This window comes from Mycobacterium palustre, assembly GCF_002101785.1.
In the GTDB taxonomy this organism is placed as follows: domain Bacteria; phylum Actinomycetota; class Actinomycetes; order Mycobacteriales; family Mycobacteriaceae; genus Mycobacterium; species Mycobacterium palustre.
The window spans coordinates 37,077-63,931 of sequence record NZ_LQPJ01000107.1; the positions used below are offsets into that span (position 1 = coordinate 37,077).

Annotated in this window: 25 protein-coding genes; 11 read left to right on the plus strand and 14 right to left on the minus strand. The window is 64.4% G+C overall.

The window, feature by feature from the left end; all coding sequences use genetic code 11:
• Positions 1-327: 327 nt before the first annotated feature.
• The 5 genes from AWC19_RS31400 to AWC19_RS29210 form a co-directional block, all read right to left on the minus strand.
• Positions 328-702: an AMP-binding enzyme gene (locus AWC19_RS31400; protein WP_342743795.1), complete on the minus strand. Its 375-nt coding sequence runs from the start codon at positions 700-702 to the stop codon at positions 328-330.
• A gap of 38 nt (positions 703-740) precedes the next feature.
• Complete coding sequence (locus AWC19_RS15535) at positions 741-1,346, minus strand: TetR/AcrR family transcriptional regulator (protein ID WP_085078952.1); 606 nt, start codon at positions 1,344-1,346, stop codon at positions 741-743.
• 40 nt (positions 1,347-1,386) lie between these two features.
• The gene (locus tag AWC19_RS15540) at positions 1,387-4,245 is read right to left on the minus strand and encodes an MMPL/RND family transporter (RefSeq protein ID WP_085078953.1); all 2,859 of its coding nucleotides are present in this window, start codon (positions 4,243-4,245) and stop codon (positions 1,387-1,389) included.
• Entirely contained in the window at positions 4,242-4,676 is a 435-nt protein-coding gene (locus AWC19_RS15545; RefSeq protein WP_142281212.1) for an MmpS family transport accessory protein, read from the minus strand. Before AWC19_RS15545 ends, AWC19_RS15540 begins: the two co-directional genes overlap by 4 nt.
• 312 nt (positions 4,677-4,988) lie before the next feature.
• A complete protein-coding gene (locus tag AWC19_RS29210; RefSeq protein WP_142281213.1) occupies positions 4,989-5,285 on the minus strand; it encodes a hypothetical protein in 297 nt (98 codons plus the stop codon).
• Between the two features lie 139 nt (positions 5,286-5,424).
• Here AWC19_RS29210 and AWC19_RS15550 point away from each other — a divergent pair, with 139 nt between their 5' ends.
• Positions 5,425-6,921: a carotenoid oxygenase family protein gene (locus AWC19_RS15550; RefSeq protein ID WP_085078954.1), complete on the plus strand. Its 1,497-nt coding sequence runs from the start codon at positions 5,425-5,427 to the stop codon at positions 6,919-6,921.
• On the opposite strand, the gene AWC19_RS15555 is transcribed toward AWC19_RS15550, so the two are convergent.
• The 3 genes from AWC19_RS15555 to AWC19_RS15565 all read right to left on the minus strand — a co-directional run bounded on the left by AWC19_RS15555 (position 6,900) and on the right by AWC19_RS15565 (position 9,737).
• Positions 6,900-7,475: a TetR/AcrR family transcriptional regulator gene (locus AWC19_RS15555; protein ID WP_158090881.1), complete on the minus strand. Its 576-nt coding sequence runs from the start codon at positions 7,473-7,475 to the stop codon at positions 6,900-6,902. The two genes, AWC19_RS15550 and AWC19_RS15555, sit on opposite strands and share 22 nt — an antisense overlap.
• An 82-nt stretch (positions 7,476-7,557) precedes the next feature.
• Positions 7,558-8,217: a TetR/AcrR family transcriptional regulator gene (locus AWC19_RS15560; protein WP_158090882.1), complete on the minus strand. Its 660-nt coding sequence runs from the start codon at positions 8,215-8,217 to the stop codon at positions 7,558-7,560.
• Positions 8,218-8,270: 53 nt separating this feature from the next.
• Positions 8,271-9,737 (minus strand): FAD-dependent oxidoreductase, encoded by a 1,467-nt coding sequence (locus AWC19_RS15565; protein ID WP_085078957.1) that lies wholly within the window; start codon positions 9,735-9,737, stop codon positions 8,271-8,273.
• 94 nt (positions 9,738-9,831) lie between these two features.
• Between AWC19_RS15565 and AWC19_RS15570 the strand changes: the two genes are divergently transcribed.
• From AWC19_RS15570 to AWC19_RS15580, 3 genes are read left to right on the plus strand one after another with little or no spacing between them, the layout of a single operon-like run.
• Positions 9,832-12,585 (plus strand): PEP/pyruvate-binding domain-containing protein, encoded by a 2,754-nt coding sequence (locus AWC19_RS15570; protein WP_085078958.1) that lies wholly within the window; start codon positions 9,832-9,834, stop codon positions 12,583-12,585.
• Positions 12,582-13,616, plus strand: coding sequence for a DUF7065 domain-containing protein (locus AWC19_RS15575; RefSeq protein ID WP_085078959.1), 1,035 nt, complete (start codon positions 12,582-12,584; stop codon positions 13,614-13,616). The genes AWC19_RS15570 and AWC19_RS15575 overlap by 4 nt, the downstream gene beginning before the upstream one ends.
• A 25-nt stretch (positions 13,617-13,641) precedes the next feature.
• Positions 13,642-14,850: a spirocyclase AveC family protein gene (locus AWC19_RS15580; protein ID WP_085078960.1), complete on the plus strand. Its 1,209-nt coding sequence runs from the start codon at positions 13,642-13,644 to the stop codon at positions 14,848-14,850.
• A gap of 1 nt (position 14,851) precedes the next feature.
• On the opposite strand, the gene AWC19_RS15585 is transcribed toward AWC19_RS15580, so the two are convergent.
• Together AWC19_RS15585 and AWC19_RS15590 are read right to left on the minus strand one after the other, a co-directional pair.
• A complete protein-coding gene (locus tag AWC19_RS15585) occupies positions 14,852-15,676 on the minus strand; it encodes a hypothetical protein (protein WP_085078961.1) in 825 nt (274 codons plus the stop codon).
• A complete protein-coding gene (locus AWC19_RS15590) occupies positions 15,673-17,025 on the minus strand; it encodes a protoporphyrinogen/coproporphyrinogen oxidase (protein WP_158090884.1) in 1,353 nt (450 codons plus the stop codon). The genes AWC19_RS15585 and AWC19_RS15590 overlap by 4 nt, the downstream gene beginning before the upstream one ends.
• Positions 17,026-17,104: 79 nt before the next feature.
• Here AWC19_RS15590 and AWC19_RS15595 point away from each other — a divergent pair, with 79 nt between their 5' ends.
• The gene (locus AWC19_RS15595) at positions 17,105-17,806 is read left to right on the plus strand and encodes a TetR/AcrR family transcriptional regulator (protein ID WP_158090885.1); all 702 of its coding nucleotides are present in this window, start codon (positions 17,105-17,107) and stop codon (positions 17,804-17,806) included.
• On the opposite strand, the gene AWC19_RS15600 is transcribed toward AWC19_RS15595, so the two are convergent.
• The 4 genes from AWC19_RS15600 to AWC19_RS15615 form a co-directional block, all read right to left on the minus strand.
• A complete protein-coding gene (locus tag AWC19_RS15600; RefSeq protein WP_085078963.1) occupies positions 17,803-19,332 on the minus strand; it encodes a class I adenylate-forming enzyme family protein in 1,530 nt (509 codons plus the stop codon). The two genes, AWC19_RS15595 and AWC19_RS15600, sit on opposite strands and share 4 nt — an antisense overlap.
• Before the next feature lie 98 nt (positions 19,333-19,430).
• On the minus strand, positions 19,431-20,603 hold the full coding sequence (locus AWC19_RS15605; protein ID WP_085078964.1) for an acyl-CoA dehydrogenase family protein: 1,173 nt from the start codon (positions 20,601-20,603) through the stop codon (positions 19,431-19,433).
• Between the two features lie 39 nt (positions 20,604-20,642).
• A complete protein-coding gene (locus AWC19_RS15610; protein WP_085078965.1) occupies positions 20,643-21,557 on the minus strand; it encodes an LLM class flavin-dependent oxidoreductase in 915 nt (304 codons plus the stop codon).
• A gap of 61 nt (positions 21,558-21,618) precedes the next feature.
• Positions 21,619-22,860 (minus strand): LLM class flavin-dependent oxidoreductase, encoded by a 1,242-nt coding sequence (locus AWC19_RS15615; protein WP_085078966.1) that lies wholly within the window; start codon positions 22,858-22,860, stop codon positions 21,619-21,621.
• 546 nt (positions 22,861-23,406) lie between these two features.
• On the opposite strand from AWC19_RS15615, the gene AWC19_RS15620 reads away from it, so the two are divergent.
• The 6 genes from AWC19_RS15620 to AWC19_RS15645 all read left to right on the plus strand — a co-directional run bounded on the left by AWC19_RS15620 (position 23,407) and on the right by AWC19_RS15645 (position 26,844).
• On the plus strand, positions 23,407-24,834 hold the full coding sequence (locus AWC19_RS15620) for an aldehyde dehydrogenase family protein (RefSeq protein ID WP_245849003.1): 1,428 nt from the start codon (positions 23,407-23,409) through the stop codon (positions 24,832-24,834).
• A gap of 111 nt (positions 24,835-24,945) precedes the next feature.
• Positions 24,946-25,227 carry a TetR/AcrR family transcriptional regulator gene (locus tag AWC19_RS15625; protein WP_085078968.1) on the plus strand — a complete coding sequence of 94 codons (282 nt, stop codon included), beginning with the start codon at positions 24,946-24,948 and terminating at the stop codon, positions 25,225-25,227.
• A 270-nt stretch (positions 25,228-25,497) separates the two neighbouring features.
• Entirely contained in the window at positions 25,498-26,169 is a 672-nt protein-coding gene (locus AWC19_RS15630) for a Rieske 2Fe-2S domain-containing protein (protein ID WP_085078969.1), read from the plus strand.
• Positions 26,109-26,381: a hypothetical protein gene (locus tag AWC19_RS15635; protein WP_085078970.1), complete on the plus strand. Its 273-nt coding sequence runs from the start codon at positions 26,109-26,111 to the stop codon at positions 26,379-26,381. The genes AWC19_RS15630 and AWC19_RS15635 overlap by 61 nt, the downstream gene beginning before the upstream one ends.
• Complete coding sequence (locus AWC19_RS15640; RefSeq protein ID WP_085078971.1) at positions 26,372-26,665, plus strand: hypothetical protein; 294 nt, start codon at positions 26,372-26,374, stop codon at positions 26,663-26,665. Before AWC19_RS15635 ends, AWC19_RS15640 begins: the two co-directional genes overlap by 10 nt.
• On the plus strand, positions 26,662-26,844 hold the full coding sequence (locus tag AWC19_RS15645) for a hypothetical protein (protein ID WP_085078972.1): 183 nt from the start codon (positions 26,662-26,664) through the stop codon (positions 26,842-26,844). Before AWC19_RS15640 ends, AWC19_RS15645 begins: the two co-directional genes overlap by 4 nt.
• Positions 26,845-26,855: the final 11 nt, after the last annotated feature.

Here is a 26,855-nt window from a genome sequence, read left to right on the forward strand (position 1 = left end):
ACTCGCGAAGCGGTCAGCCGTGATGGCGCTGCTGGACGGACGGTAACAACGCCCTACGCCACCCGGGTCTGACATCCCGGCGGAACGCGATTCGCGTTCCCAGACAACCATTTATCGTGGCCGAGCGGCAAGGCGGGCGAACGCCGGCCACCAGCATCGTGTCGTCCACCTTGCCCTTTCGGGGAAATTTGACCTTCGATCGAACATGAACTGCGAGCGCCCCACGTTGATGTCGCACGACCGCTTCCGGATCCCGAGACGCTGCCGTCGCGGCGGACATCGATGTCGGATTACTACGGTGACGACATCCCGGGCGGCGCCCCGCTTCTATGGCCGGTCAATATGCGCCGCGTCGACCAAAACCAGTCGCTTGGGCAGTTTGTGGCGCGCCAGTCGCTGTGCCGCAAAGGCGTCGAACGAGTCGAGCGTGACGACCGCCGCGGGTTCGGCGACCACGGCGGCCAAGCCGACCTCGCCCCACTGCTCATCGGTGACTACGACGACACCGACATCGTGCACGTCCGATACGGCGCAAGCACACATTCGACCTCGCGCGGGTAGGCCCAGAACCCCCGGGCCGTGTTCGCCGGCAGGCGGGGAATGGGATGTCAGGCGGTGCCGCGGACCGGCCGCCGATAGTGCCGGCGCGGAGCGCCACCCACACCGGTCGCGTACGAACGCACCCCTCTGTGGCGTTTTCATGCGACCGGTGCATTGCACGCCAGCATTCCCGCCGCGTCCTAGGTGGACAGTGCGGGCAGCACGAGTGTGTCGATGACTCGACGCAGGAAATCCGCGTCGGCGGTTTGTCCGCTTAGCACCCGCAGCAGGCTCATCGCTGTGAGTACGTCGGCGACCAGCGACCAGTCCCGTTCGGCGGAGATTTCGCCACGGGCCGCGGCCTGCGCCAGCACAGCAGACATGATGCGTCTGCCTCTCAGCAGCAACAGGTCATCAAGCGCCGTGGCGAGCTGGGTATCGCGGGTGGCTTCTAAGGCGACGCGGAGCACCAGATCGTTTGTGATCAAGGTATTGTCGTTGCGCACCGCGCGTTCGATGAGGGCTTGTAGGTCGCCAGTCAGGCTGCCGGTATCGGGGGGGTCGTCGGTGCGCAGATCGGGCCGCCAATAGACCAGAACGTCGGTCATCAGTGCGGCTTTCGACGACCACCGTCGGTAAATGGCGGCCTTGCCGACGCCGGCGCGTGCGGCGATGTCGTCCATGCATGTGGCGTCGTACCCGTGTTCGGTGAGCGCGGCGAGGGCGGCGTTGAGGATCGCGGGATCACGCGATCGGTCCAGCCGGCCGTCGGTGCGTTGGCGCAGCTTGGATTCCATCTCACTCATCTGCCCGATGCCTGCCTGATCCCACCATGCCCCATCAGCGCTACACGCTTGTCAGTTGCGGCATGGGCGCGGTGTCGCTCTCCGGCTCAGGGTTGCCCTTCTTCCGCATGCCAAAGGTGTCAAGCGGCCACCAGAACCAGCGGCCGAGGACGGCCGCGATCGCGGGTGTCATGAAGGCCCGCACGATAAACGTGTCGACGAGTAGGCCCATCCCGATCGCGGTGCCGAACTGCCCGATCACCACCAGGTCGCTGACGATCATTGAGGCCATGGTCGCCGCGAATATGAGGCCGGCCGCGGTGACCACCCGGCCGGAGGCGCCCATGCCCCGGATGATGCCGGTGTTGAGACCCGCCGGGATTTCTTCTTTCAGCCGGGAAACCAGCAGCAGGTTGTAGTCGGAGCCGACTGCCAGCAGGATGATGACCGTCAGCGGCAGCACGATCCATTGCAAGCCGATCCCCAGGATGTCTTGCCAAAGCAGCACGGAAAGACCGCATGCGGTGCCCAGCGATGCAAGCACCGTACCGACGATGACCAGGGCTGCCACCAAGCTGCGGGTGATCAGCAGCATGATCGAAAAGATGAGGATCAGCGTTGCGATGCCGGCGATCGTCAGGTCGATGACGACTCCGTCCTGCATGTCGCTGTACAGCGAGCCGGTGCCTGCCAGCGACACCTTCGCGGATTCCAGGGGGGTTCCCTTGATCGCGTCGGCGACGGCCTGCTTGATGCCCTGGACGTGCCGGATCCCATCCACCGAGGCGGGGTCACCCTGGTGCGTGACGATGAACCGAACGGCCTTACCGTCCGGCGAGACGAACATCTTCAGCCCGCGCTTGAAGTCGGGGTTTTGGAAGACTTCCGGCGGCAAATAGAAGCTGTCGTCGTTCTTGGCTTGGTCGAAGTAGTTTCCCATCATCGTTGAGCCTTCGGCGCCCTCCTGCATATGCCGCTGAATACCCGCCATGGCGCTGTGGGTGGCCAGCATGTAATCGCGCATCCGTGTCATCGACTCGATGGTTCTTGGCAGATCGGCCAACATTTGCGGCATCAGGGTGTCGAGCTTGTCGACGTCTTTAACCGTCTTCCCAATGTCGTCGGCCATGAGGTCGATGTCGTCGAGCGTGTCGAATATCGACCGCAACGACCAGCACACCGGGATGTCGAAACAGTGTTTCTCCCAATAGAAGTAGGAGCGAATCGGGCGCCAGGTATCTTCGAAATCGGCAACGTGCTGGCGCACTTGCTCGACATCGGCCTGCAATGTGTGCATATCGCGGGTCATCTCGTGGGTAGTGTCGGTCATCTGCTTCATGACGCCATACATGTGCTGCATGACTGAGATCGTTCTGCCCATCTCGTCGGCCTGCTCGAGCATCGCCGCCATGCTGTCGTTCATGAATTTTGCCGTCTGCAAGGTGTTGGAACTGTTCATGGCGATCACGAATGGGAGCGAACTGTGCTCGATCGGCGCTCCCAGCGGCCGCGTAATGGTTTGCACCCGCCCGATGCCACGCTCATGGAAGACGCTTTTGGCGATCCTGTCGATAATCAACATGTCCGCCGGATCGCGCAGATCATGGTCGGCTTCGACCATCAGCAATTCCGGATTCATGCGCGCCGTGGTGAAGTGCCGTTCGGCTGCGGTCTGCGCAACGTTGGCCGCGATGTCCGGCGGTGTGAACTTCCTGTCGTTGTAAGTCGGGACGTAGGTCATCAGACTGACGAATCCGATCACCGCGATGAAGGTCGTCACGACGATGATCGGTTTCGGCCATCTCGTCACGAGAGTGCCGACCTTGCGCCAACCCCGCTCCGATACTTGACGTCTCGGATCGAAAAAACCGAACTTAGATGCGACGGCCAGCAACGCAGGGGCCAGCGTCAGGCCTGCCAGCATCGTCACCACCAAGGCGATGGCGCACGGTATTCCCATGGTCTGGAAATACGGAAGCTTCGTCGCGGTCAGGCACAGACAGGCGCCCACGATCGTCAGACCCGACCCCAGGATGACGTGCAGCACGCCGTTGAAGGCGCTGTAGTACGCCTGTTCTCGATCTTCGCCGCGGGATCGGGCTTCGTGGTAGCGGCCCAACAGGAAAATGAAATAGTCGGTGCCCGTGGCGATGGTCAGCATCGTCACCATGCTGACGGCGTACGGGGTCAGGCCGATGATGTCCAGATTGCCGGCGGTAGCCACGATGCCTTCTGCGGCATAGAGCTCGAAGCGAACCAGGATCAACGCGAGGATCGCGTTCTTCAGGGAGCGATAGATGATAAGCAGCATCACAAAGATGACGCCGATCGTGATCGCCGTCATCAAATCCATGCTGTTGTGCGCGGCGATGAGCGTGTCGGTGTTGAGCACGGTGTTGCCGGTCACGTAGGCCTTGACACCAGGCGGAGGTGGGACACTTTTGACGATCTTGCGGACCTCGGCGACCGACCTGTGGGCGGGGGTGGTGCCTTGCGCACCGTCGAGGAAGAGCTGCACATAGGCGGCTTTACCGTCCGGGCTTTGGGAGCCGGCGGCGGTCAGCGGATCACTCCAGAAATCCTGGAGGAACTGGACATGCTTGCTGGCCTTGAGCTTCTCGACGATCTTGTTGTAAAACACGTGCGCGCTGTCGCCGAGCTTGTCGTCGCCTTCCAAAACGACCATCGCCGAGGAATCGGTGTCGAATTCCTGGAACTTGTGGCCGATCTTCATCATGTCCTTGAACGCCACCGCATCCCTCGGCGTCATGGGCACCGAGTGCTTTCCCGCTACCTCGCCGAGTTCGGGGGTGAACAGTGTGGTGCCGAGCGCGACGAGGAGCCAAAACAAAATGATCGGGACCGCCAGGACACGCACCAGGCGGGCGACGCGCGACCGTGGGGCGAGCTCGTTACTCATACAGATTTCACCAGACAGTAGATGAACGGTTCGTATTCATCGATGCTGCGGTCGTCGCGGACATGACCGTCGACGATGACCCGGCATCGAAGGTGGCGAATGTTGGTGTCTCCCTGGGCAACGATGTTGGCCGACATCGACGGCAGGGTCGTCACGATGGTGTATGACCACGGCAAAGGGGCGTTCTCTACGAGATGAGGTTGCCCGTTCTCATCGAGATAATTTGCGTTCACAGTGCCCCCCGATGCTCCCGTGATCTCGTAGGTGATGTGCTTGGGGTTGAACGGCTTCGTATCGGCGTTCACATCGCCTCGCGCAATGCCGCCGTTAGCGCCGAAACTGTCGCGGACGCGTAGGACGACGTAAGAGCCCAGCGCGACGACGACGACCAGAAGTAGCGGTATCCACGCTCTCTTGAGCAGTCGAAACACCCACTCTCCCTTCCCCTACCAGCCACCGCGGGCATCGCGCGACACCATGATCGTCGGTACGTCGTGTCCATCAGAGTCGACTTGGCGGACCGCAACTCATGGCGGAACTCGAGTTCCACTACCGGTCGCTGAGGACGATACCGCATCGCAGGCAACTCCGCCGACCAGGGTTGTCCAATGCTCTTCGCCGGCCGCTCGGTCGCACGTGAACAACCGTTCTGAACGGTAGCGCCAACGTTCAGCAGGAAGGTTCTAGGTAGCTGCGACTGCTCGGCGGTGCCTTGCGGTCGGCGAGCGAGGCGAAAAGCCCGCTCAGAGCTCGCCGATCAGCGGCATCGAGCTCGCAGAGCCAGTCCCGTGGCCAACAGTTCCCGATACGCCTCGACGGTAATCGTCTGAAAACCGGCGGCGCTGGAACGTGCCGGTTTCAGCGTCGTCAAGATAATGTGATAACGATCGCTTACGAAAAGCCTCCAGAACCGCTTCGGGAGCGTCATCGCCTGCTGCGGCCTCGATGTGCCAATCGAGACGAATAACGGCGGTGACCAGCGCATTTAAGACGCATGATCGGTTCTGACAAACCGACCTGAGCCTGATGCTGGCCGACATTCCGATCCTGCGCCGCTTACGACATCTGCAAGTGATCGTTTTCAAAACGGCGCCGCCGCGCTAGTATCGTCAGCATCGGCACCCCGGATACGGGGCACGCCGGCAAGCTATCTGCCAAGAGATAAGGAGCCAGCAAACCATGGGCTACTCCATTCCCGACACGGTGACCACCAAAGGGCCCTTTCAACCGATGCGTTTTGAGGCCACGGTCGAGGAGTGCATCGTCACCCACGGCGAGATCCCCAAAGATCTCGCCGGTGGCATTTACCGCACCGGACCGTGCTGGAAACGGCCGACCAGCCAGGGAACGACTCCTCTGCTGGCGATGGACGGAATGGTTCAGGGCCTGGTCTTTGAAAACGGCCGGGCTGACTTCCGTAACCGCTGGGTACGCACCCCGAAGTACGTGCTGGAAGACAAGCACGGCCGCGGCATGTTTGACTACACCGACGGCGGGTTCGGCGACTACCGCGACTACGGGATCGGCGAGGTGTTGCGTACCCCGGAGAACGCCCACACCCCACAGGGCACCGCCAGCATCAACATCTTCCCGTTCGCCGGCGAGCTGGTGGTTTCCGGCGAATACGGCTGTCCCCCGCAGGTCATCGACCCAATCACATTGGAAACCAAGGGCATCGTCGATTGGGCACCGGCTTTGTCCAGCGGGCCCCACAAACCGGTGTGCTTCGGTGACGGCACGTTCTGCGCCCACCCGAAGTGGGACGAGGACACCGGCATTCTCTACGGCTGGTCATATAGCGACACGGCGCCCTACGTGTCGATGAAGTACGTGCACCCCGACGGCACGGTGGAATCCCGCGATCTGTGGGATGCCCCGTATAACACGGTGGCGCACGACATTTGGCTGACGCCGGAGTGGGTTGTCATGCCGTTCCAGCCGTTCATCATCGACCTGCAGCGCAATGCCAAGGGGCTCGCCGTCTTCGGCTGGGATCCGGAACTTCCCATCACCCTCGCGCTGATCCCGCGCCATAACCTGCAGGGCGAGATCCGTTGGATCCAAACCGGTCTGCCTGCGCAATACGTCATGCACACGATGACGGCCAACGTCCGGGGTGACCAGCTCATCCTCGACGCGCCGATTTTCGACAAGCCGCCGTTCCCGATGGAGCACGACTTCAAAGAAGGTGACCAGGTCGCGCTGTTCTTCAGCAACGCGGCCAGCTACCTGGGGCGGTGGACCGTCAACCTCACCACGGGTGACACTAAGTCAGAGCAGCTGTCGGAGCTGCCGTCCGAGATATGCAAGGTCGACCAGCGCTTCTACGGGAAAGGACACCGGTACGGCTTTCAGATCGGGGGCCGGCCCAAGAAGAGGGGCATGCGGATGGACAGCCTCATCCGCAATGACGTCGACAAGGTGACCGAGCAGGTCTATCAGATCCGTGGAGAAGGCGAATTGGCCGCGGTGCTCGAGGCCTCGTTCGCGCCGCGCACCACCGACTCTCCCGAAGGCGACGGCTACATCATCGTGCCGGTTTCATGGTGGGGCGATCGTCGCGGTGAGTTCCAGATCTTCGACACCGACGACATCACCGCCGGTCCCATTTGCAAGATCGAGCTCCCCTTCCACATGGGTTGGACCCCGCACGGTCACTGGATGGACTTCCGCTGAGGCGGCGCGTCCGTCACGTCCACGGGACGGACGCGAGCGGGCCGGTACAGCGTGTTCCAGAAGATGTCGGTGTAGCCGTCAAGGTGCTCCGCGTACTCGGCGTCGTCGAGCGGCGGGGATGCCGAGAGGCTGCGATGCACCATGCTGGCGAGCCAGGTTGCGACTTGAAGCGCAGGGAGTGAGGGCTGGATCCAACCCCCCGTTTGCCCATGCTCGATGTGGTCGCGCAGGCCATCGACGCTCTGGTGTACTAAAGCCCGGTAGGCGGAGTCGGCCCGCGCCTCAAATAGCGCGGTGTCGCGCAGGGCGGCAAGGACACTCGCGTGTGGCCGGTAGCGAGCCAGGGCCTCGTCGATGCGCTGACGCAGCTCGGCGCGGGTAGGCGCGGTGGGGCCGGCGGCCCAAGTCGCGGGAGCGGCCCCCACATCGTCGCGGACATCGTCGAGCCAGGCGAGTAGCAGGTCGACTTTGTCCTCGAAGTATGCGTAGAAGGTAGTGCGCGTCAGGTCGGCCGCCGCGCTGAGCTTCTCAACGCTGATCTCGGTGTAACGCAACCCTTGCGCGTGAAGGTTTTCCAGCCCCCGGCGTAGTCTCTGGCGGGTGGCGGCGCGCCGCCACCCTCGGTCGCTCTGGCGGCTACGCGTGCTCGGGGGCATCGTGGACCGCGGCGTAGAGGTTGTGCCACACAATCGTGGTGAGGCTGTCGATCCAGGGGTCAGGGTCGTCGAGGCGCCCGGTGGCCGTGAGTTCGTAGAGGCCGCTCTGGGTGAGCGAGGCGAGCAGCCTGGCCGTGCGCTGCGCCTCCAGCGACGGGTCGAGCGCACCATCAGCCTGCGCACGCGCGAGCTCGGTCGAATAGCCTTTCAGGGCAGCGTTGAATAGCGACGAAAAGTGCTGGCGCACAGTGGAGTCATAGGTGGCGACCTGCTCCACGGCGGTGAGCAGATGACGATGACGCAGGTAGGTCGAGAAGATCCGTTCGGTGACCACGCGTAGGTCGCTCCAAGTCCCGTCCGGAGGCAAGGCCCACCACGCCAACGTCGCTTCGAACAGCTCGACGACGGCATCTTCGGTCAGGGCGCGGAGCAGGTCTCCGGTGTCCTCGAAGTAAACGTAGAAGCGTGAGCGCGAGATACCCGCCGCCCGGCCGAGCTGCGCCACAGAGAGATCCGAATAAATCGCGCCCTGCCCGAGAAGTTCTTCCAGTGCCGGCGCGAGCCTCGCGACGATCGCTCGGCGCCTATCCTCTCTGACGTGCCCCGCTCGCCTCACAGGAGCGGTCAGTTTGCCGGGCATCGTGGACATCCTATGCGCTCCCAACATCGGCAGGCATGGCCACGGGCCGCCGGTCAGGTCGTTCGGGCAGCTGGGTGCCGGCGGGCGGTCGCGGCGTGAGCCGGCGTGCCGAGCGCTTCGCCGAGTTCGCGGGCCGCCCGTTCCCCCGCGGCGACGGCGGTGTTGACGTTGCCCGAGGAATTGTAGGAGCCCGCCAGGTGGATGCGGCTGTTGCGGCGGCGGGTGGCGTGGAAGCGGCCGAGCTCACGGTACAGACCGGGATGGCTGTAGACCAGCACGGGATACCAGCGGTTCACGCGAGCGAACTCGATGTCGTTGTCGAGGCCGGGCATCAGGGGCTCGGCGTCGCGCAGCAGACCCGCGAGCAAGGTGTCGTCGTCCTCATCGGCATGCTCGACTGCCCACTCGTTCATTGAGTACAGGCCGATCAGCCCCTTGCCGGGCGGTGTGCGGCCGGGAGCCTTGTTGTGCTCGGCGATGATCGCGAACAACGCGTCCGAGGCCGGCCGGGGAAAGACGACGAACGACGCGGGCATGTTCGCTGGAGGGCGCGCCAACCCGACGTTGATGTTGATGCACGACGTGTACCGCAAATCACGCAGGAATGCGGCGCGATCGGGGTCGAGCTGCGGCAGCAGGTCGGGTACCTCGTTGCCCATCGAGCTGACGACGGCGCCGGCCCCCCGCTCGGTGTGCTGGCCGTCGGGTCCCGTCCAGGTGATCTCGACGCCGTCGGCGTCTTCTATCACCTGTTCGACGGTGACTCCCAGGCGTACATCCAGCGGTGCCGCAATGCGCTCCATGAAGGAGGAGTAGCCGTCCCGGAAGGCGTATAGCTTTGTGCCGAGAACCTTTTGCCAGAGGAAAAAGAACTCCACCACCGAGATGACGTCGCCGGGCACCCCGGCCCCGGCCCGAACGGTCGGCTCGATGAGGAAGTCGTACAGCTCGCCATCGATGCCGCGCCGCCGCGCGTACGCCGCCGGTGATTCGACGTCGTAGGCGCTGGCGACGGAAAGGTCCTCATAGCTGAGCAGCTTGCCGATCCGCATCGCGTCGAAAGCCAGTTTGCCGACCTGCAACTTGGCCCGGGTGGAAAGCAATTTGGTGCGAGCGGCGTCGATCGCGAGGTTGTCGGCCCGCAGCAAGTGCAGCTTGGCGTCGCGAACGAAGCCCATCAGCGAGTTGGACGGGATCAGCTCATCGCGCATGCCGATCTCGTCCACCAGCGCCATCACCGACGAGTACGCCTCAGGCAGCACGGTGGCCCCCGTCTCCATCAGGAAGCCGTCACGCCGGACGGTCAGCAACTGCCCGCCAACCCGGTCCCGCCGCTCGAGGACGACCACGTCGACACCCCGCCGGGTAAGCCGGTGAGCCGCAGCAAGCCCGGACGGGCCGGCTCCGACAACGAATACGGGTCCCTGTGATCCGGCTTCCGACATTGGCGGCCTTTCCTTGGGCAATATCCGGCTGACCCGCCGCTCGGGACAGCTTGCCAGCACATCTAGACAGGACATAGTGTAAAGATGTGTGCTCTGGAACACAAAGGGCACTGCGAGTGGCGCAAAACACGCCCAACGCCGACTGGGAAGCCCGAACCGAGAGGTAACGATGAATTCGCCTGTTGACGTGCTGCTACTGGATGACGCCCGCGCCCAAGAGGCCGAACTGACCGGCGGCAAGGGGGCGAACCTGGCCGCGTTGAGCGCCGCCGGGTTCCCCGTGCCGAAAGGGTTCGCGGTGACGACCGCGGCTTACGACGCGTTCATCGACGGAGCCGGACTGCGTCCGCGCATTGCGGATCTGCTCGCCCATGCGGACTACAAGGACGCCGTCGCACTGGAGGAGACGACGGCCAAGGTGCGGCAAACGATCATCGATGCCCCGTTGCCGCAGGAGCTCGCCGACACGATCGCCGCTTCCTACGCAGCGCTCCCGGCGGACAGCTATGTGGCTGTGCGGTCGTCGGGAACGGCGGAAGATCTTGCGGACACATCGTTCGCCGGGCTGCACGACACGTACCTCGATGTGCGCGGCCCGGATGCGGTCGCACACGCGGTCAAGAGATGCTGGGCGTCGATGTGGACCGCCCGTGCCACCCACTACCGCCACAACGCCGGGATTGACCACGCGGGCGTACGCATCGCGGTGATCGTCCAGCAAATGGTCGAGTCGGTGGCTTCCGGCGTGCTGTTCACCGCCAACCCGCTGACCGCCCAGACCGAGCAGCTGGTAATCAACGCGAACTGGGGGTTGGGCGAGAGCGTGGTCTCGGGCATCGCCACGCCGGACTCGTGGGTGCTCGACACCGGGACGCTGCGGCCCGTGGAACGGACTCTCGGGGCCAAGGAGCTCATGATCGTCCGGGATCCCGACGCCGCGCATGGCACGGTAACCCTCGAGACACCGGCCGAGGACCGCAAGCGTTTCACGTTGACCGACGACCAGCTGGCAGAACTCGGTGAGCTGGGACGCCGAGTGCAGGCGCACTACGACGGGTTGCCGCAGGACATCGAGTGGGCGCTCGCCGACGGCCGTGTATATCTGCTGCAATCGCGACCGGTCACCGGGGTGAACCTGGCGTGGGACACCGACGTCGACGACTGGCAGACGCTGCCCGACCGTGACGACATCGTCTGGACACGCACCTGGGCCGACGAGCAGTGGACGGGCGCGATCACTCCGCTGTTTTACTCCTGGCGGGCCGAGATGTTCACCCGCGCGTACAGCCGGTGCGCCGACCTGTGGGGCGTCCCGGAGATGAAAACCGGTCGGATGTTCAAGTTCCACAAGGCCGAGGCGTACTTCAACGCTGGTCTGGAGCGCGCGATCATCGAGCACACGGTCTTCCCGGCGTTCCGGCCCGGCCCCAACGTGCTCAACCACGTGCCGCCGTGGTGGCACGACGAAATTCTCTCGTCCCCGTTCAGCATCGCCCGTTATCTCAAGATGCACGCCCGGATCACGGCGGCCGGCGATCCGGCCAACACTCCGTACGCGTTTCTGCGGACATTCGACAACTGGTTCTATAACCGGGTCGACGAAGCGCAGGGCCTGCCGGATGAACAGTTGCGCAAACTGTCCGATCGTGCGCTCGAGCGCCACGTCGAAGAGCTGTTGGAGTTGGAATTCCGCTTCGCCGAGGAACTTTGGGCGGGCTACTACCTGTATGCGCGCGATGCGTTCTCCGCCCTCGGGTGGATGCTCGCCAAGTGGTACGACGGAAACAATCCGCTGGCTTTCGGCGAGCTGCTGTCGGGGGCGGCGCGCCGCACCGCCACCCTGCAGGAAAACATCGAGCTTTTGGCGTTCGCTGAGGAGATTCGCGAATCACCCGAGCTGCGCGCGCTTTTCGAAGCCTACGAGGGTAATGCCTTTTTCGCCGCACTCGAGGACTCAGAGGCGGGCCGTGACTTCTTGGCGCGGTATCGGACCTTCGCGCAAGCCAACGCCCACCGCGGACAAGCCGAGCGCGATATTTACTATCCGCGCCGGTTGGAAGACCCGGCCACGGACTATCGAGCCTGGAAGACGATGCTGTCCAGCCCGGAGCCGCTGGACCCCGAGGAGAACGAGCGCCGGATCAACGCCCGGCGCGACGCGGTCCTCGCCGAGGTCGTCGAGAACATCAAGAAACGTCCGTTCGGGTTCGTCCGCGCGGAATTGTTCAAACTGGTGCACGACTGGCTGCTGAAATTTCTGATCGTCCGCGACGACGAGCGCTACTACATCGACCGCTCGACATGGGCGGCCAAGCGGGCGTTCCTAGAGATCGGCCGCCGGCTGTTGCAGCGAGGGGTCTTCGACTCCGAACGCGACCTGTACTTCCTGAGCCGCCACGAGCTCTACGACGTCCTCCGCCGAAACCACGCGACCCCGTTGGTGAAGGCGAAGATCGCGGGCCGGATGCGCGACTTCGACCGCTTCGTCGCGCGCGAGACGCGGCTGCCCGTGTACATGCAAGGCGGCCATCCGGTGAACCTGTCCGACGCGACCGAAGGTGACGACCTGGTCGGCATCGGCACGAGCCGCGGCAGGATCACCGGGCGCGCGCGGGTGCTGCACGGAGTCGAGGAGATCGGCCGGGTGCAGAAGGGGGACATCCTCATCGTCAATCACACCGACCCGGGCTGGACTCCGGTGTTCCTGGTGATCGCCGGGATCGTGCTCGAGACGGGCGGCATGCTGGCCCATGGGTCGCTGCTGGCGCGCGAGTATGGCTTCCCGGCCGTCCAGATCGCCGGCGCCACAGAGTTGATCCCCGACGGCGCATTGATCACCGTCGACGGCGACACCGGCACCGTCCACCTCGAGGACGGGCAAGAAGACAGCAGTGAACTCACCCTCGCGGAGGCCAACCGATGATCGAGACCGACCCCGTTCGCGACGAGCTGCACCTGCCGGATCCCGTGCCGGCCGAGTACAGCGAGAACCTCATCCTCATGGGATTCGACGAGGCCAGCGGCCACGCCTTCTATTGGCATTGGAGCCGCATGCATACCGATCCCAACCGCTGGGAGGGACTCATCGCGATCTACCGACCCGGTGGAGAAATCTTGTGCCGCCGCGAGTTTGGGGCCCACGGCAACAACGTCGACGTGGCAAGCTCGGGCAACTGTTCGTTTACGGTCGAAGAGCCCCTGCGCCGCTGGCACGCCCGCTACAGCGGACACGCGACCCGCACCACCACCGACGCGGCGGCCAGCGGCCTGGTGCCGGACGGGCCGACGACGGCGCTCGAAGTGGATCTGGTCTTCACCGGCGTCTTCGACACCTTCAGCGCCGGCGCGGCCATGGACAACCAGGACTGGGGCGACGGCCACCTGGAGCAGGGCGGCCGGGTCACCGGCACCATCAACGTGGCCGGCCAGTCAATTCCGGTGGACTGCCTGGCATTTCGAGACCACACCTGGGGACGGCGCAACTACCTCACCCTCGATCGCCATGCTTGGTGTTTCGGTTTCTTCCCCAGCGGCCGGGTCTTCCTCGTGCTCGAAGCCTGGCACGAGGGCGACGAGTACGCACGTTTCGGTTTCGTCGTACAGGATGGAAAGATGCTTCCCGCCGTCCCGTCGAAAACCCCTGGGCTGGACGACCCGACGGGCGAGCCGCGCCGGTTTACCGTGGAGCTGGATTCCGAGCTGGGGGCGATGTCGATCGACGTGCAGATGAAGCACGCCATGTCGTTCCATCTGGCGCACCCGCTCGAGATGCCGCTCGGCACCAGCTGGTCGGATGACCGCAACACGATCAATGTCGAGGGGCCCACGATCGTCGAGTGGAACGGTGAGCGGGGCACGGGGTGGATCGAGCGGACCAACCGCGCCGGGCGCCTGGCCCGCCCCCAGCCGAAGGCGGCGAACGCAGATCGGCCTGACGCCGCGTTGACAATTTGATATTGGGCGTTTCATTATCGGATTCATGGCAACCACGGCCGCCACCGGGACCACAAACCTGAGGTCGACCGGGGCCGATGCTCAGCTGAGCGCGCCACTGCGAGAACCACACCGGATGGTTCCGGTGAAATGGTGGGCCGCCCTGGGTGCGATGATCTTGGCCTTCATCGCCTACGTGTTGATCAAGTGGGTCACCGGCCCGTTCTTCAAGCGGGTGCCGACCGGCCCCATGGACCCACCGACATACATGAAGGTGGCCATGGTCGTGTTCCAGGCCGTGTCGATTCCGGTCGGCATCGGCCTCATCGGGTGGTTCGTGCTGCGTCCCATCATCCGGCAACGCCGGCTGACCCTCGACGGCATGCTGGTACTGGCCTTTTCGACGCTGTGGTTCCAGGATCCGTTGTCGGCGTACGGCGGGCACTGGTTCACCTATAACTCGTGGCCCATTAATTACGGCTCGTGGGTGCATGGCGTCCCCGGTTGGCTGTCCAACGGGAAGCCGGGCGCGATGTTGGTCGAGCCGATCCTGATCATGCCCGGCCTATACGTCTACGTTTTCGTCATCACTATGTTCCTGGGCGCGGCGGTCATGCGGCGGGCCAAGGTCAGGTGGCCACGAATCGGGACCGTCGGGCTGATCGGTGTGTGCTTTGTCGCGATGGTGGCCTTCGACATCATCCTGGAGGGCGTGATATTCATGCCGCTCGGTATCTGGGAGTACCCGGGCGGACGCGGCTTCGCCATCTTCAACGCGACCTACCATGCCTTTCCGCTGAATGAGGTCGTCACTGTCTCGGCGACTTTCACCGCCGTCGCATGCCTGCGGTACTTCCGCAACGACAGAGGGCAGACACTCGTCGAACGCGGCACCGAACGCCTTCGGACGTCCGAGCGCACCCAGCAGGTGGTGCGGGCGCTGGCCGTGCTGGCGGGCGTGCACATGGCGCTGTTCCTCACCTACAACGTGCCGAATTACTGGGTCGGCACTCACTCCAAGGAGTGGCAGCGCGACCTCGTCGACCGGTCGTATTTCACGGACGGATTGTGCGGAGGAGGTACCGATCGGGCGTGCCCCGGGCCGGGTATCCCCTTGAGCCGCAACGACAACACCGACTCGGGCAAGGGGTCTGTCTACATCACACCGGACGGCAAGGCCGTCATACCGCCGCACACCCGCCTGCCGGCGCGGTACCCGTTCCACCGATCGAACGAAGCTGCCCCTCAGGGCTGACTCATTCCTGCTCCTGCAGCTCCAGCGCAAATTCGTCGGCCTTCCGCATCTTCAGAGTGTGGGCGTAGATCCAGCGTGCCGACCCATCGAGTATTGCCAAACCAATTGCGCAGGAAGCAAATGCGCCCGCCCACGTCACCCAGGCGGGGGCACCGGGCGTGTGCAGCGCGTTGTACACGGGAAGGCCCACCGCAGCGCTGCAGCCGGCGTCGGTGACGAGCGGCAAGAACAGCACGAGGCCCGCCCGCCAGCCAGTGAAGTAGGCCGGCGCCGCGAACAGGATGGCCGCGCAAAGGACCGGACCCGTCGTGTTGATGAACAGCCAGTACAACGGAAACCCACCGATGCTCATCGGGACTTCGCCGTAGCCGAAGTACGTGTAGAGCCGAAAATGCAACAGCGGCAACTCGATCAGCAGATCGGCCACGAAAGTGAGCGTGATCCCCGTCCAGAACGCGCGCGGGGTGAAGGTGAGCCTGCGCAATTCCAACAGCAATACGTAAGCGATGCCGCCGAAGAAGATGATGTACGTGGGCAGCCCCCAGTGCGGTATTGGGCCCATCGTTTCGAAGACCACGTCTTGACCCGGCCGTGGATGATGCACCAGTCCCAAAACGTCGTCGAGCGGTTCGTTGAACAGCGCGATGCCGCCACCCGCTAGCAACACCAGGCCCAGCGGCGCCCCGGTCCGCCGCCACTGGTGTAGCGCGAAGGCAACGAACACGACGACGACCATCCACAGGACGACCTCGGCGACGGTCTGCGGCGTCCGCGGGAAGACCATCGCCGGCGGAGTCGGAATGTTGAACTGGGCCATCTCGATCACCGAGTCAACGCGACGGACGGCGAAAGTGCCTGTAACAGTTCGCGAGCGGCCCGCTCGCCCGCCGTGGTAGCCGTGTTGACGTTTCCCGACGAATTGTAGGAACCCGCGAGGTGGATGCGGCTCTTCAGATCTCGGGCGGCGTGGAAGCGGCCGAGTGCGCGATACAAGCCGGGGTGGCTGTAGACCAGCACGGGGTACCACCGGTTGATTCGCGCGAACTCGATCGCTTCGCCCAGGCCCGGGATTGCCTTCTCCGCATCGGGCAGCACGTCGGCCAGGATCTCGTCGTCGGCGGCGTCCATGTGGTCGACGGCCCACTGGTTCATCATGAAAAGGGACACCAGGCCTTTGCCCGCCGGGGCGCGACCAGGTGCCTTATTGTGCTCGAGGATGACCGCGAACAGCCCCTCGGAGACCGGCCGGGGAACGACGATGAATGAGGCTGGGCAGTCGGGAACCCGGTCCAGCGCCAGGTTGATCGACATGGTCGAGGTATAGTTCAGCTCCCGCAGGAACTTCGCGCGGTCGGGCTCCAACTGGGGAACAATGTCGGGCACTCTGTTGCCCATGGAGCTGACGATGGCACCGGCTCCGCGTTCGGTGTATTGCCTGCCGTCGGGCCCGGCGCACGTGATCGTCACGCCGGCGGGGTCTTCGACGACTTCCACCACTTCAGTGTTGAGGCGCACGTCGGGAATGGCGGCGGCCAGCCGCTCGGGGAACGACGAGTACCCGTCGCGAAACGCGTACAGCTTGGTGCCCAGCACCTTCTGCCAGAGGAAAAAGAACTCGACCACCGAGATCACATCGGCGGGGACGCCGGCTCCCCCACGCACGGTGGGTTCGATCAGGTAGTCGTACAACTCACCGTCAAGACCGCGCCGCCGGCAATACTGTTCGGGCGTCTCGGTGTCGAAGGCGCCGGCCATCGACAGGTCTTCGTAGCTGAGTAGATTGCGCAGCCTGAATGAGTCCGCGGCTAGCTTCGTGACCTTCATCTTAGAGCGCAGCGACAGCAGCTTGGTCCGTGCCGCATCGAGGATGAGCCGGTTCGCCCGCAGGTAGTGCAGCCGGTCGCCGCGCATGAACCCCATCAACGAGTTTGCCGGTATCAACTCATCGGTCATGCCGATGTCGTCGACCAGGCGCATCACGCTGTCGTAGGCGGCGGGCAGAATTGTGGTCCCGGCCTCCATCAGGTACCCATCGCGTTTCACCGACAAGAGTTGTCCGCCAACACGATCCCGGGACTCCACCACCACGACGTCACGGCCGGCCTCTTTCAGCCGCCAGGCCGCCGCCAGCCCCGACGGGCCTGCGCCGACGACGTAAACCGTCGAATCAGACATGCTGTGTACCTTATCTAACAGATCGTCTACAAGCCAGACATTCTGTATGGTCGCTTGTACAGCGCGTATACTTCGTGGCGTGGATGCATCTCCCCCTCGACCCCTGCAACTGTCGCGGCCCCAGCGTCGCGGCATGCTCAGCCGTCATTTCGTCAGCGTGGTCGAGGGCCTGGTCGAGAACGGTGTCAGGTTCGCCGATTTGAGCGTCGAGGCGATCATCACCGCGGGCGGGATCTCACGTTCCACGTTCTACGTCTACTTCGCCGACAAGGGCGATCTCCTTGTCGCTATGGCGCAGGATGTCATCGGCGATCTGCTCGCCGATGGTGCGTCGTGGTGGGGCTTGCCCGTCGATGCCACGCGCGAGGATCTGCGCAGGGCCTTACGAGTGCCGATCGACACCTATCGCAAACACCGGACAATTCTGGGAGCCATCGCCGAGACAGCGGCCTACGATCCGCGGGCGGCAGAACAGCAGCAGAACCTGATCGGCCAAGTGGTGACCGCGCTGACAACCTATATCGGAGACGCCCAGCGGGCCGGAGTTGCCGATGCCCATCTTGACGCCGCGCGCACGGCGCAGTGGCTGATCTGGATGATCGAACGCGGGCTCTATCACCTGGTCGGTACCGCCCACGACGAGGAGGTCGAGCGACAGCTCGATGCCCTCGTCGAGATCGTATGGCGGGTGGTCTATCGCAGCGGCGAGGGCGCCGCGACGCGAACGCCAGCGCCGCCACCCAAGGCGGCCCTCAGGAACAGGCGGAAATCACCAAGTTAGTTCGACGAACCGCAACTTCCGTCCGGATACGATTCCGTTCGCAGCAAGTGCTTTTGGACCTTCCCTGCTCCGTTACGCGGGATGGCCGCAAACACGAACTCGCGCGGGATCTTGTAGTCGGCGATCCGCGAGGCGCAGTGCTGCCTGATCGAGACCGGCGTGAGGTCGGACCCCTCGACCGTGGTGAGGAACGCAACGACCGTCTCGCCCCACTCCGGATTCGGGCGGCCGACCACCGCGACGTCGGTCACATCGGGGTGATCGGCGATGGCCTGCTCGACTTCCGCCGAGTACACATTGCGCCCCCCGGTGATGATGACGTCTTTCAGTCTGTCGACCAGGCGCATAGCGCCGTCGTCATACACATGCATCAAGTCACCCGTATGCAGCCAGCCGTCGCGCATCACCTCCCGAGTGGCTTGCGGTTGGTTCCAGTAACCCTTGGTGATGGCTTCGCCGCGAAACACGAGTTCTCCAACGTGACCGGGAGGCGTGTCGTTACCGTGCTCGTCGACGACACGCGCCTGAACGAAGGGCTGCGCGAGATGGCCCGATGACAGCGGCCGAGACCGCACCTGGTCCATCGTCGAGTAGATCCCGGTTGGTCCGGCTTCGGTCTGCCCGCATTGCTGGAAGAAGGACACGCCCGGAAAAGCTGCTAACAACCGCTCGATGGCCGCCGCGGGCATCGGGGCGGCACCGAATACTCCGACGCGCCAGGACGCCATGTTGCAGCTGTTGCTCTCATAACACCGCAGGATCTGCTGATACATGGTCGGAACAGCGAAAAGCCAGTTGACGCTGTGCCTTTCGATCGTTGCCAGCACAGAACCCGGGTCGAACTTCGGGACGACGATGTGGGTGCCACCCAGCAGGGTCGTCGCGTTCAAGAAGGTCATCCCCCCCGAGTGATACATCGGTGCCAAGTGCAGGTAACGATCGCCGTCGCGCAGACCCAACGAGACGATCTGGGCCATTGCCGCCCATACGGCGCGGTGGTGGTCCAGGAGTACACCTTTGGGCTTTCCGGTGGTACCGGAGGTGTAGAGGATGAATGCGTCGTCGTGCTCGACGGCGCGATCCTCACGCACCGCATCGCCATGTCCGCCGGCGAGCAGATCGGGATGGGCCGTCGACGGCCCCAGGGAGAGCAGCGTGGTGGATGTCGCCTTGCCGCCTGCGGCCTCGGCCAGCTGGGAGTGGCCCGGCGTGAACGCCAATACGGAGCTGCCGGAGTCGTCCAGGATATAGGCGAGCTCCGGTGCGGCCAATCTTGTGTTGACCGGCACGATGATCGCACCGAGCCGCGAGGCGGCGTGGCAGGCGATGATGAACTCCGGCGAGTTGGACGACAAGATCGCGATCCGATCGCGTTTCCGCAGGCCGAACGCTTCCAGGGCCGATGCGGCCTCGGCGATCTCCGTCTCGAGTTCGCGCCATGTCCAACGCCGCTCGCCGGTAACGATCGCCTCGCGTTCGCCAACCCGCTGCGCGTTGAGCAGCGCCGTCCCTCCGATGGTCGGCATGAGGTGCCCTCGCCTACATTCCGTATTATTGATACCGACGATTTCAAATATAAAGCTTGTTTTTGCGGCAGTCGACTCCCCGTGTGTCGCACGCCGCCTCAGTACGAACGCGGCAAGCCCAGAGCGTGCTCGGCCACGAAGTTAAGAATCATCTCCTTCGACACCGGCCCCATATTGAGCATCCGAACCAACCAGAAGTACGGTGCGAGCTGGTATTCGTAGGTCACACCGTTTCCGCCATGCACCGCGACAGCAGCGTCCAGTGCTTCCAGCCCCGCGGCCGCACCAAGGTATTTCGCGGTGTTGGCGAGCTCCCCGACCTCCGCTCCGCTGTCGTAGAGCGCGCAGGCACGGTCGGTGACGAGTTCGGCGGCCTGCAGGTGGATGTGTGCGGCCGCCAGCGGATGAGCCACGGCCTGGTGCGCACCGATGGGCGTGTCCCACACCCGTCTTTGGTTCGCGTAGTCGACCGCCTTGGCCAAGGCGTAGCGTCCGATTCCGGTACATAACGAACTCGCGAGGATGCGTTCGGCATTGAGTCCGGTGAAGGCCACGGCAAGTCCCTTGTTGACCGCTCCGATCAGGTTCTCGGCCGGCACTTCGACATTGTCGAAGAAGACCTGGTGACTTTTGTCCGGTTGGTTCATCACGGTGCGGATCGGTGTCCAGGAGAGCCCGGGAGAATCTTTGTCGACCATGAACACCGACAGCTTCCCGCGTCCGCTGGCCTCGTCCAGGCTGGTCCGCGCGACCACCATCACCCACTGAGCCGACTCCATACCGGTGATGAACACCTTCTGACCGTTCAGAACGTAGCGGTCACCTTCGTGCCGGGCGGTCGTGGAGATCCGGTGCGCGTTCGAGCCGGCATCCGGTTCGGTGATGGCGAAGGACAGCCGGACATCGCCGCTGGCGACGCCGGGCAGCCAGCGTTCCTTCTGCTCGTCGTCCGCGCTGCGGTCCAAGATCGTGCCCGTCACACCGGATGAAAACAGCATCGACTGCATCGGACAGCCGGCGATGGCCGTCTCGCGGACGACGATCGCCAGCTCGCCGAGACCCAGCCCGCCGCCGCCGTACTTCTCGGGCAGGTGGACGCCCAGATATCCGTTGCTGCCCAATACTTTCCACAGCTCCGCACAGTTGCCGCCGTCGTCGACCTGTTGCTGGTAATAGGCGGGCCCGAATTTGGCTGCGATACCGCCGACCGCTTCGCGGATCGCGCGATGATCGGCCGTTTCCTCCAGGACGGTGCCGGTTTGTACGGCCATGGTCGGTCTCCCTTCTCGTAGAACAGTCAGCCCTCGGGTCTAAAAATCGTGGACTTTCGCCAACACATCCCTCGCGAGAGTCTCGATGATCCGGGTGCGATGCTCGCCGGATTGCGCGGCGATCTGGATCAAGACGGAGTCCACCCCCGCTTCTTTGAACTCAGCCAGCCGTTCGGTAACCGTGTGCGGGTCGCCGAGCAGCAGGTACCGGTCGGCCAATCCCGAGAAATCCTGTCGATAGGCGGCGCTGACTGTCGCGATGCCGGTGGTGCTTGCCCACGACGAGTCTTGGTCGACGGCCGTCCAGGCGAACAGCGCCGCCGACACCGCATCCTCGCGGCGCCCATGCTCGATTGCTGCGGCACGAACCCTGGCCAGCCCGCGGCGCACCTGCTCGGGTTCGACCATGTACGGCATCCACACGTCGGCGTACCGCCCGGCGCGGCGAAGTGCGCCATTCTTCCTTCCGCCCAACCAGATCCGCGGACCGCTGGGCCGAGGCGGCGGCGGATCGAGCGTGATGCCCGACAGCGCGGCGAATTCGCCCTTGAACGTCACCGGGCCGCCGGTGAAAAGCCGGCGAACGATCTCGAGTCCCTCGTCGAGGCGACGAAAGCGCGTGACCGGGTCGACGCCGGCGGCCGCGAACTCGGGTGGATACTCGCCGCCGGCGCCGACGCCCAACTCGAACCGGCCACCCGAGATGCAGTCGATGACGCTGGCCATTTTCGCCACCAACGCAGCCGGATAGAGGGGTAGCAGTGCGATCGACGTGACCAGACGGATCCGCGACGTCACCGCCGCGGCCGCGGCCAACATCGCGAACGAGTTCGGCGTCGGTCCGTGGAAGGACAGATGTTCGCCACAACCGAGGAGGTCAAACCCGAGCTCTTCGGCGCGGCGTGCTTCGGCCACCACGGTGGCCGGATCATCGGCGGTGATCCCCACTTTCATCCTGACCGCGTCCCTACCGTCACGCTCGGCCGCATTGTGCACGCCGCCTTAGCCGCAGTGGTCATCTGATGGCTCCTGGTGCGGAACGATCGTTAGCATACGGCTGGGTCCGGCCGACGCCGTCGATCGTCAAGGTCGCCGATGCCGGGTCGCGCCCCTTGAGAATTGCACAGACCTCGACGGCGCGCCGGCTCGCATCCGAGGCCTCCTCGGCGTTCATCACGAACGGCAACACGTCGGCCATCATCGTCCACGTCACACCAGCGTCGACGTACGCCTGCAGTTCCGCGGCGACCTTTTCCGGGGTGCCGATGAAGAAACACTTTTCGATGGTCTTGCGCGGGATGCCAGCGGTCACCTCCTCGACTTCTGCGGCCGACCACTGCACCGGCAGCAGTTTCATCGCATAGTGCCAATCCCGCGGCATCAGCGGTTCGATGCCCTCCTTGTCCCAATCGGACTGGTTAATCCGCCCGAACACCGCAGCCAGCCAACGGATCAGCGGGTTGCTCATCGCTGCTTCGACCAAGTCCTCGCGGCCTTCGTCGTGCAGGATCAGCAGGGGCCACAGGCCGAAATCGAATGCCTCCGGGTCACGGCCCTTGCTGTCTAGAGTCTGCTTCAGCTTCGAGATCTCTTCCCCCGCATGGTCGGCACTGGTCCAGACGCTTGGCGCGATGGTCGCGAAACCATCGGCATATGTGGTGGTCAGGTCGATGATCTTCGGACCACCGCCGAGGCCCCACACCCGCGGACGGCGCCCCTTTGAGCCGCCGATCCAGGCGTTGTCGAAGTTCCACCTGTTTCCCTTCAGGGTGACAGGGCCGTCGGAATTCCAGAATGCCTCCATGTAACGGAAGTGGTCTTCGAGCGAGCTGAGTCCCTGGGATCTCTTCCAGCCGAATGGCTTACACTGCTTGAGCTCGCCTGCCCCCAGCTGCAGGATCGGTGCGCGCCTGCCTGCGAGGTTGGAGATGGTCAGCATTGTCTGCATCAATTCGGCGGGTCCGCGGCGAATCGCATCACTGCTGATGCACATGCCCAAGTCGGGCGTGGCGTAGGCGCCGACGGCACCGAGGGCGAATTGGTCGGGAAATGAGTCGATATCGGGCAGCGCATTCGCCAGCGGCGTGACTTGGGGATTCCACATCTCCGGCGGCCACCAGCTGGTCAGCTGATCCCAGAGGTGGGCGTAGTCGACGACGCCCGTAGCCTCCAGGCCCTTGACCCGGTCGACGAACGTCGCCAACGCCATGTGGCGGCTCGCATCGACAACAATGGCGGTCTCGACTCGTTGAGGCATCTTCGTCTCCTACCCACCGGGGGTCGATTGATCAGACCTGATCGAGCGCGGCGAGGCGCAAGTCGCGCGACCACCGGTGTCGACCATCCCGAGCTGTTTATTCCGGATAAGTTGTTGCACAACGGTCCTGCCGGTTCTACCGGCGCTGCGGCGGTAGCCGCCCGTGGCGGATCGGCTATCGACGCAACTCGTCGACGATCCGACACTCATGGACCCACTACGCGCAACATTGATGATTGCTGACTCCGCCACTATGAACGATCGTTCACGCGTTGTCAATCTTTTCCCTTGCACACTTCAACGGCTCTAACGGGGGTGGCGGCAGTACCAACAGATCATTCCCCGCGCGGTCCGGGATCTTCGTGAAGTTCTCTCCTCAATCCCGCGCGACAAGGGCGAAATCGCATAAAAATTCCGCTTCACGGGCCAGGCGCCGCGTGAGGGTCGCGTGACTGGCCGCTGCTTGCCTCTCCGCCAGATTCGGCGCGATCGCGGAGGCCGCATCGCTGCGCTTTTTCCCGCCCTCAGCGTAGCCATGGCTTCGCCGTGGCCCGCAGGCTGCGCGTTGCTCAGCCGGCCTGGGCGGCGATGGGTTTCCAGGCCCGCCGCGTTTGGCTGGAGCGCTTCCGGGATTGGATTCTGGACAACGAGGATCGCCTACTGCGGCTGGTGCAGGACGAGACGGGCAAGACCTGGGGGGACCTACCGATCGGTGAAATTGTCGCGTCGGTCGACGTGCTGAACTATTGGGCCCGCAACGCCGAGAAATTCCTGGCGCCGGAGAAAGCCCGCCCGCACAACGTGATGATGGCGACCAAGCGGATGCGGGTCACCTATCAGCCCCACCAACTCGTCGGCTCGATCACCCCGTGGAACGCCCAGCTCGCTATGCAGATGCTCGACATTCCGGCCGCGCTGATGGCCGGCTGCGCCGTGCTCACCAAGGCCTCTGAGGTGACACCACTGGCCTGGGCCGCGGCGGTCGACGGTTGGAAGGAGATCGGCGCCCCGGATGTGCTCGACGCGGTGACCGGGCGCGGCGAGGCGGGCGCGGCCGTCGTCGATGCCGTCGACATGATCCAGTTCACGGGCAGCGTGGGGACCGGCCGGCGCATCGGCGTGCGCGCAGCCGAACGGATGATCCCCTGCTGCCTGGAACTGGGCGGAAAGGACGCGATGATCGTCCTGGCCGATGCGGACATCGATCGCGCGGCCAAGGCCGCGGTGTGGGGCGGCTTCTACAACGCCGGCCAGATCTGTGTCTCCATCGAGCGCGTTTACGTCGAAGCCCCGGTGTACGACGAATTTGTCGCCAAAGTCGTCGAGTTGACCCGCAAGCTCCGCGTCGGCACCGATGCCCCCAACAGCTACGACGCCGACATCGGAGCCGTCGCCACGCCCGACCAGCTGTCGATCATCGAGCGTCACGTCGCCGATGCCGTCGCCGGCGGCGCGACCGTCGCCACTGGCGGCCGCAGGGTTCCCGGGCCGGGACTCTTTCACCAACCCACCGTGCTGCTCGGCGTCGACGAGTCGATGGCCTGCATGAGGGAGGAGACGTTCGGGCCGACGCTGCCGATCGTCAAGGTCGCCGATGCCGACGAAGCTGTGCGGCGCGCGAATGACTCGGAGTTCGGACTCGCCGCCAGCGTGTTCACCCGCGACCATGCCAAAGGCCGGGCAATTGCGGAACGGGTCGACTCCGGTTCGGTCAACGTCAACAACGTGATGACCAATGTGTTCCAGTTGCCGGTGCCGTTCGGCGGTCGCCGCAGTTCCGGTTTGGGTGCCCGCCACGGCGGCGCTGAGGGCATCCGCAAATATTGTTGGCAGAAGTCGATCATCGAGGAGCGCTTCAACCTGCCCTCTGAGATCTATTGGTACCCAACCAAAGCGCGCAACATCCGCTTGATGACCCGCGCGGCGCGGTTGCTGTCGGCCGGCGACTGGAAGCGCCGCCTGCACCGGCGCTGATCAGCGATTCGTGGGCGCATCCGAGCCCGAATGCGGCACCATCTGTAGCCATGTGGCACAGCAGATCACCGGGTCGGCCGGACACGGCGCCGCTCGACGGAGTTACGGGTGATGGTGGTCGAGGCCGCCGAAAACGCGTTCAGCCAGCTCGGATACAAGGGCGGCATGATGGCCGGCATCGCCGAACGAGCCGGGGTCACCGGGTCGGAGGTGACCCGGCACTTCGCGACGAAGGCTGAACTGTTCGCCAAGGTGATGACCAAACCGCTGCTGCAGTTCATCGACGAGTGGACGCGCCGCTTGACCAGCCGGCTCGACGGCGAGCCCACCGAGCCCGAACTGGTCTATGAGAGTTCATCTCCGATCTCTACCGCAACAGCCGCGCCCACGTAGGTGCGCTGCGGCTGCTGATGTTCTCCGACGAGCACCTCGATCCCCTAGTGCGGCAACTGGTTTGGGCAACCCTGAACGAGGGCCTAGACGCTGTGCTGGAGATCGCGAACCGTGAGATCGGCTCACATGGCTACCCGACCCGTCATGTCGACGTGACCGTCCGGGCGCTCATCAGCATGGTGCTGGGCTACGTGACCTTGGACCCGGCCCTGTTGCAGACCGCGACGACGGACGACGACGAGGTCGCAGTACCCGACGTCGTATTGGCAGATCGCCTTCTCCGGCGACGTGGCCAGGGGGTCCGTGATTCCACTGCGGGTTCTCGAGCACGACGTCGTCCTGTGGCGCGACTCGGGCGGGACACTGCATTGCGCGGCCGCTCACTGCCTCCATCTCGGCGCCAACCTCGGGTTCGGTGGCGAAGTGGTCGGTGACACCCTGCGCTGCCCGTTTCACGCCTGGCGCTACAACGGTGACGGGAAGGTCGTGCACGTGCCGGGCCTCACCGAGGCGCCGAAGACCAAGGCGTGTCTGCCGACGTATCGGGTGATCGAGCGCTACGGGACCGTCTTCTTGTGGAATGGCCCTGAGCCGGCCGACCACGAGCTGCCCGACTTTCTGGCCGACGAGGGCATCGACGAGGAGTCAATCGTCTTCGAGCATGTCCGGTACAAGCTGCCCTTCCCGGCCAAGTGGTTCGTCGAGAATCTGCCCGACTCAGCCCATTTCGCGGGGCTCCATCGGTTGGGGTCCTGGGGCGACACCGAGGTTCTTTCCAAGTCGGACACCCGAATCGAGTACATCTGTCACTTCTACGGCCGGGCGCCCTATGTCGGATGGCAGGACCTCAAGCGCAGCTACCAGCGCGGCGAAATGTGGGGGTGTCCGATGCCGCCGGCGGCGACTTCCATGCCACGACCTACGGCGGTGGTCTGCACCTGATCGATCTGACCACGTCGCCGCCGGAGCTGGCGGAAAGCCGCGCCAAAGTGACTGCGCGTCTGCCGCGGGCCATGATCACGCTCACCGAGAAGATCAACGATCTCAGCGACAGCGCGCGGCTGATTCTCAGCTTCACGCCGGTCGACGCCGACAGTCACATCGTCTACCTGACGATGATCGTGCCGAAGTCAAGAACCCGGCGTTGCGCCTGATCGGTCGCCCGATCGTGCGGTCGTTGTTGGTGCGGCGCAACTGGTTTGCCATCATGCAGGACACCGCGTTGATGATCCATCGGCAGGAGCCCGAGCACCCGGCATACAACCGGTTCGATCGCGGCCTGGTGAAGTTCCGCCGCTTCTGGGACAGCCGACTCCTGGACCGCAGCCTGTGGGCCGGGGACAACGTGCACAGCGCCGGCGCCCGCGCGGGCTGCGCCTGGCCGGACGACCCAACCAGGACGGCGAACGGTAACGGAGCGGCAGGGGGCGCGCCGTGAACCGCGTCCGCGTCGGTAAGGTCGTCATCCCGCTGGCGGCGAGCGTCACGGGCTGGCAGGTTTACCGCCGGCACCGGCGCCGCCAGCTGGTACTGATGCCCAAGGGAATCAACGCGGCACACGGAATCACGATGCGCAGCACCATCAAGGCGGCCCGGCCGACCTCGGTAGGCCGCTGAGCGGCAACCAC

What these genes read in the sequence shown, in the direction of transcription:
- AWC19_RS15610 (WP_085078965.1), bottom strand. Translation starts at nt 21,557, where the DNA reads ATGAAAGTGGGGATCACCGCCGATGATCCGGCCACCGTGGTGGCCGAA.
- AWC19_RS15625 (WP_085078968.1), top strand. Translation starts at nt 24,946, where the DNA reads ATGGTGGTCGAGGCCGCCGAAAACGCGTTCAGCCAGCTCGGATACAAG.
- AWC19_RS15580 (WP_085078960.1), top strand. Translation starts at nt 13,642, where the DNA reads ATGGCAACCACGGCCGCCACCGGGACCACAAACCTGAGGTCGACCGGG.
- AWC19_RS15535 (WP_085078952.1), bottom strand. Translation starts at nt 1,346, where the DNA reads ATGAGTGAGATGGAATCCAAGCTGCGCCAACGCACCGACGGCCGGCTG.
- AWC19_RS29210 (WP_142281213.1), bottom strand. Translation starts at nt 5,285, where the DNA reads ATGTCGGCCAGCATCAGGCTCAGGTCGGTTTGTCAGAACCGATCATGC.
- AWC19_RS15615 (WP_085078966.1), bottom strand. Translation starts at nt 22,860, where the DNA reads ATGCCTCAACGAGTCGAGACCGCCATTGTTGTCGATGCGAGCCGCCAC.
- AWC19_RS15575 (WP_085078959.1), top strand. Translation starts at nt 12,582, where the DNA reads ATGATCGAGACCGACCCCGTTCGCGACGAGCTGCACCTGCCGGATCCC.
- AWC19_RS15570 (WP_085078958.1), top strand. Translation starts at nt 9,832, where the DNA reads ATGAATTCGCCTGTTGACGTGCTGCTACTGGATGACGCCCGCGCCCAA.
- AWC19_RS15560 (WP_158090882.1), bottom strand. Translation starts at nt 8,217, where the DNA reads ATGCCCGGCAAACTGACCGCTCCTGTGAGGCGAGCGGGGCACGTCAGA.
- AWC19_RS15600 (WP_085078963.1), bottom strand. Translation starts at nt 19,332, where the DNA reads ATGCCGACCATCGGAGGGACGGCGCTGCTCAACGCGCAGCGGGTTGGC.
- AWC19_RS15565 (WP_085078957.1), bottom strand. Translation starts at nt 9,737, where the DNA reads ATGTCCTGTCTAGATGTGCTGGCAAGCTGTCCCGAGCGGCGGGTCAGC.
- AWC19_RS15590 (WP_158090884.1), bottom strand. Translation starts at nt 17,025, where the DNA reads ATGTCTGATTCGACGGTTTACGTCGTCGGCGCAGGCCCGTCGGGGCTG.
- AWC19_RS15605 (WP_085078964.1), bottom strand. Translation starts at nt 20,603, where the DNA reads ATGGCCGTACAAACCGGCACCGTCCTGGAGGAAACGGCCGATCATCGC.
- AWC19_RS15540 (WP_085078953.1), bottom strand. Translation starts at nt 4,245, where the DNA reads ATGAGTAACGAGCTCGCCCCACGGTCGCGCGTCGCCCGCCTGGTGCGT.
- AWC19_RS15550 (WP_085078954.1), top strand. Translation starts at nt 5,425, where the DNA reads ATGGGCTACTCCATTCCCGACACGGTGACCACCAAAGGGCCCTTTCAA.
- AWC19_RS31400 (WP_342743795.1), bottom strand. Translation starts at nt 702, where the DNA reads ATGAAAACGCCACAGAGGGGTGCGTTCGTACGCGACCGGTGTGGGTGG.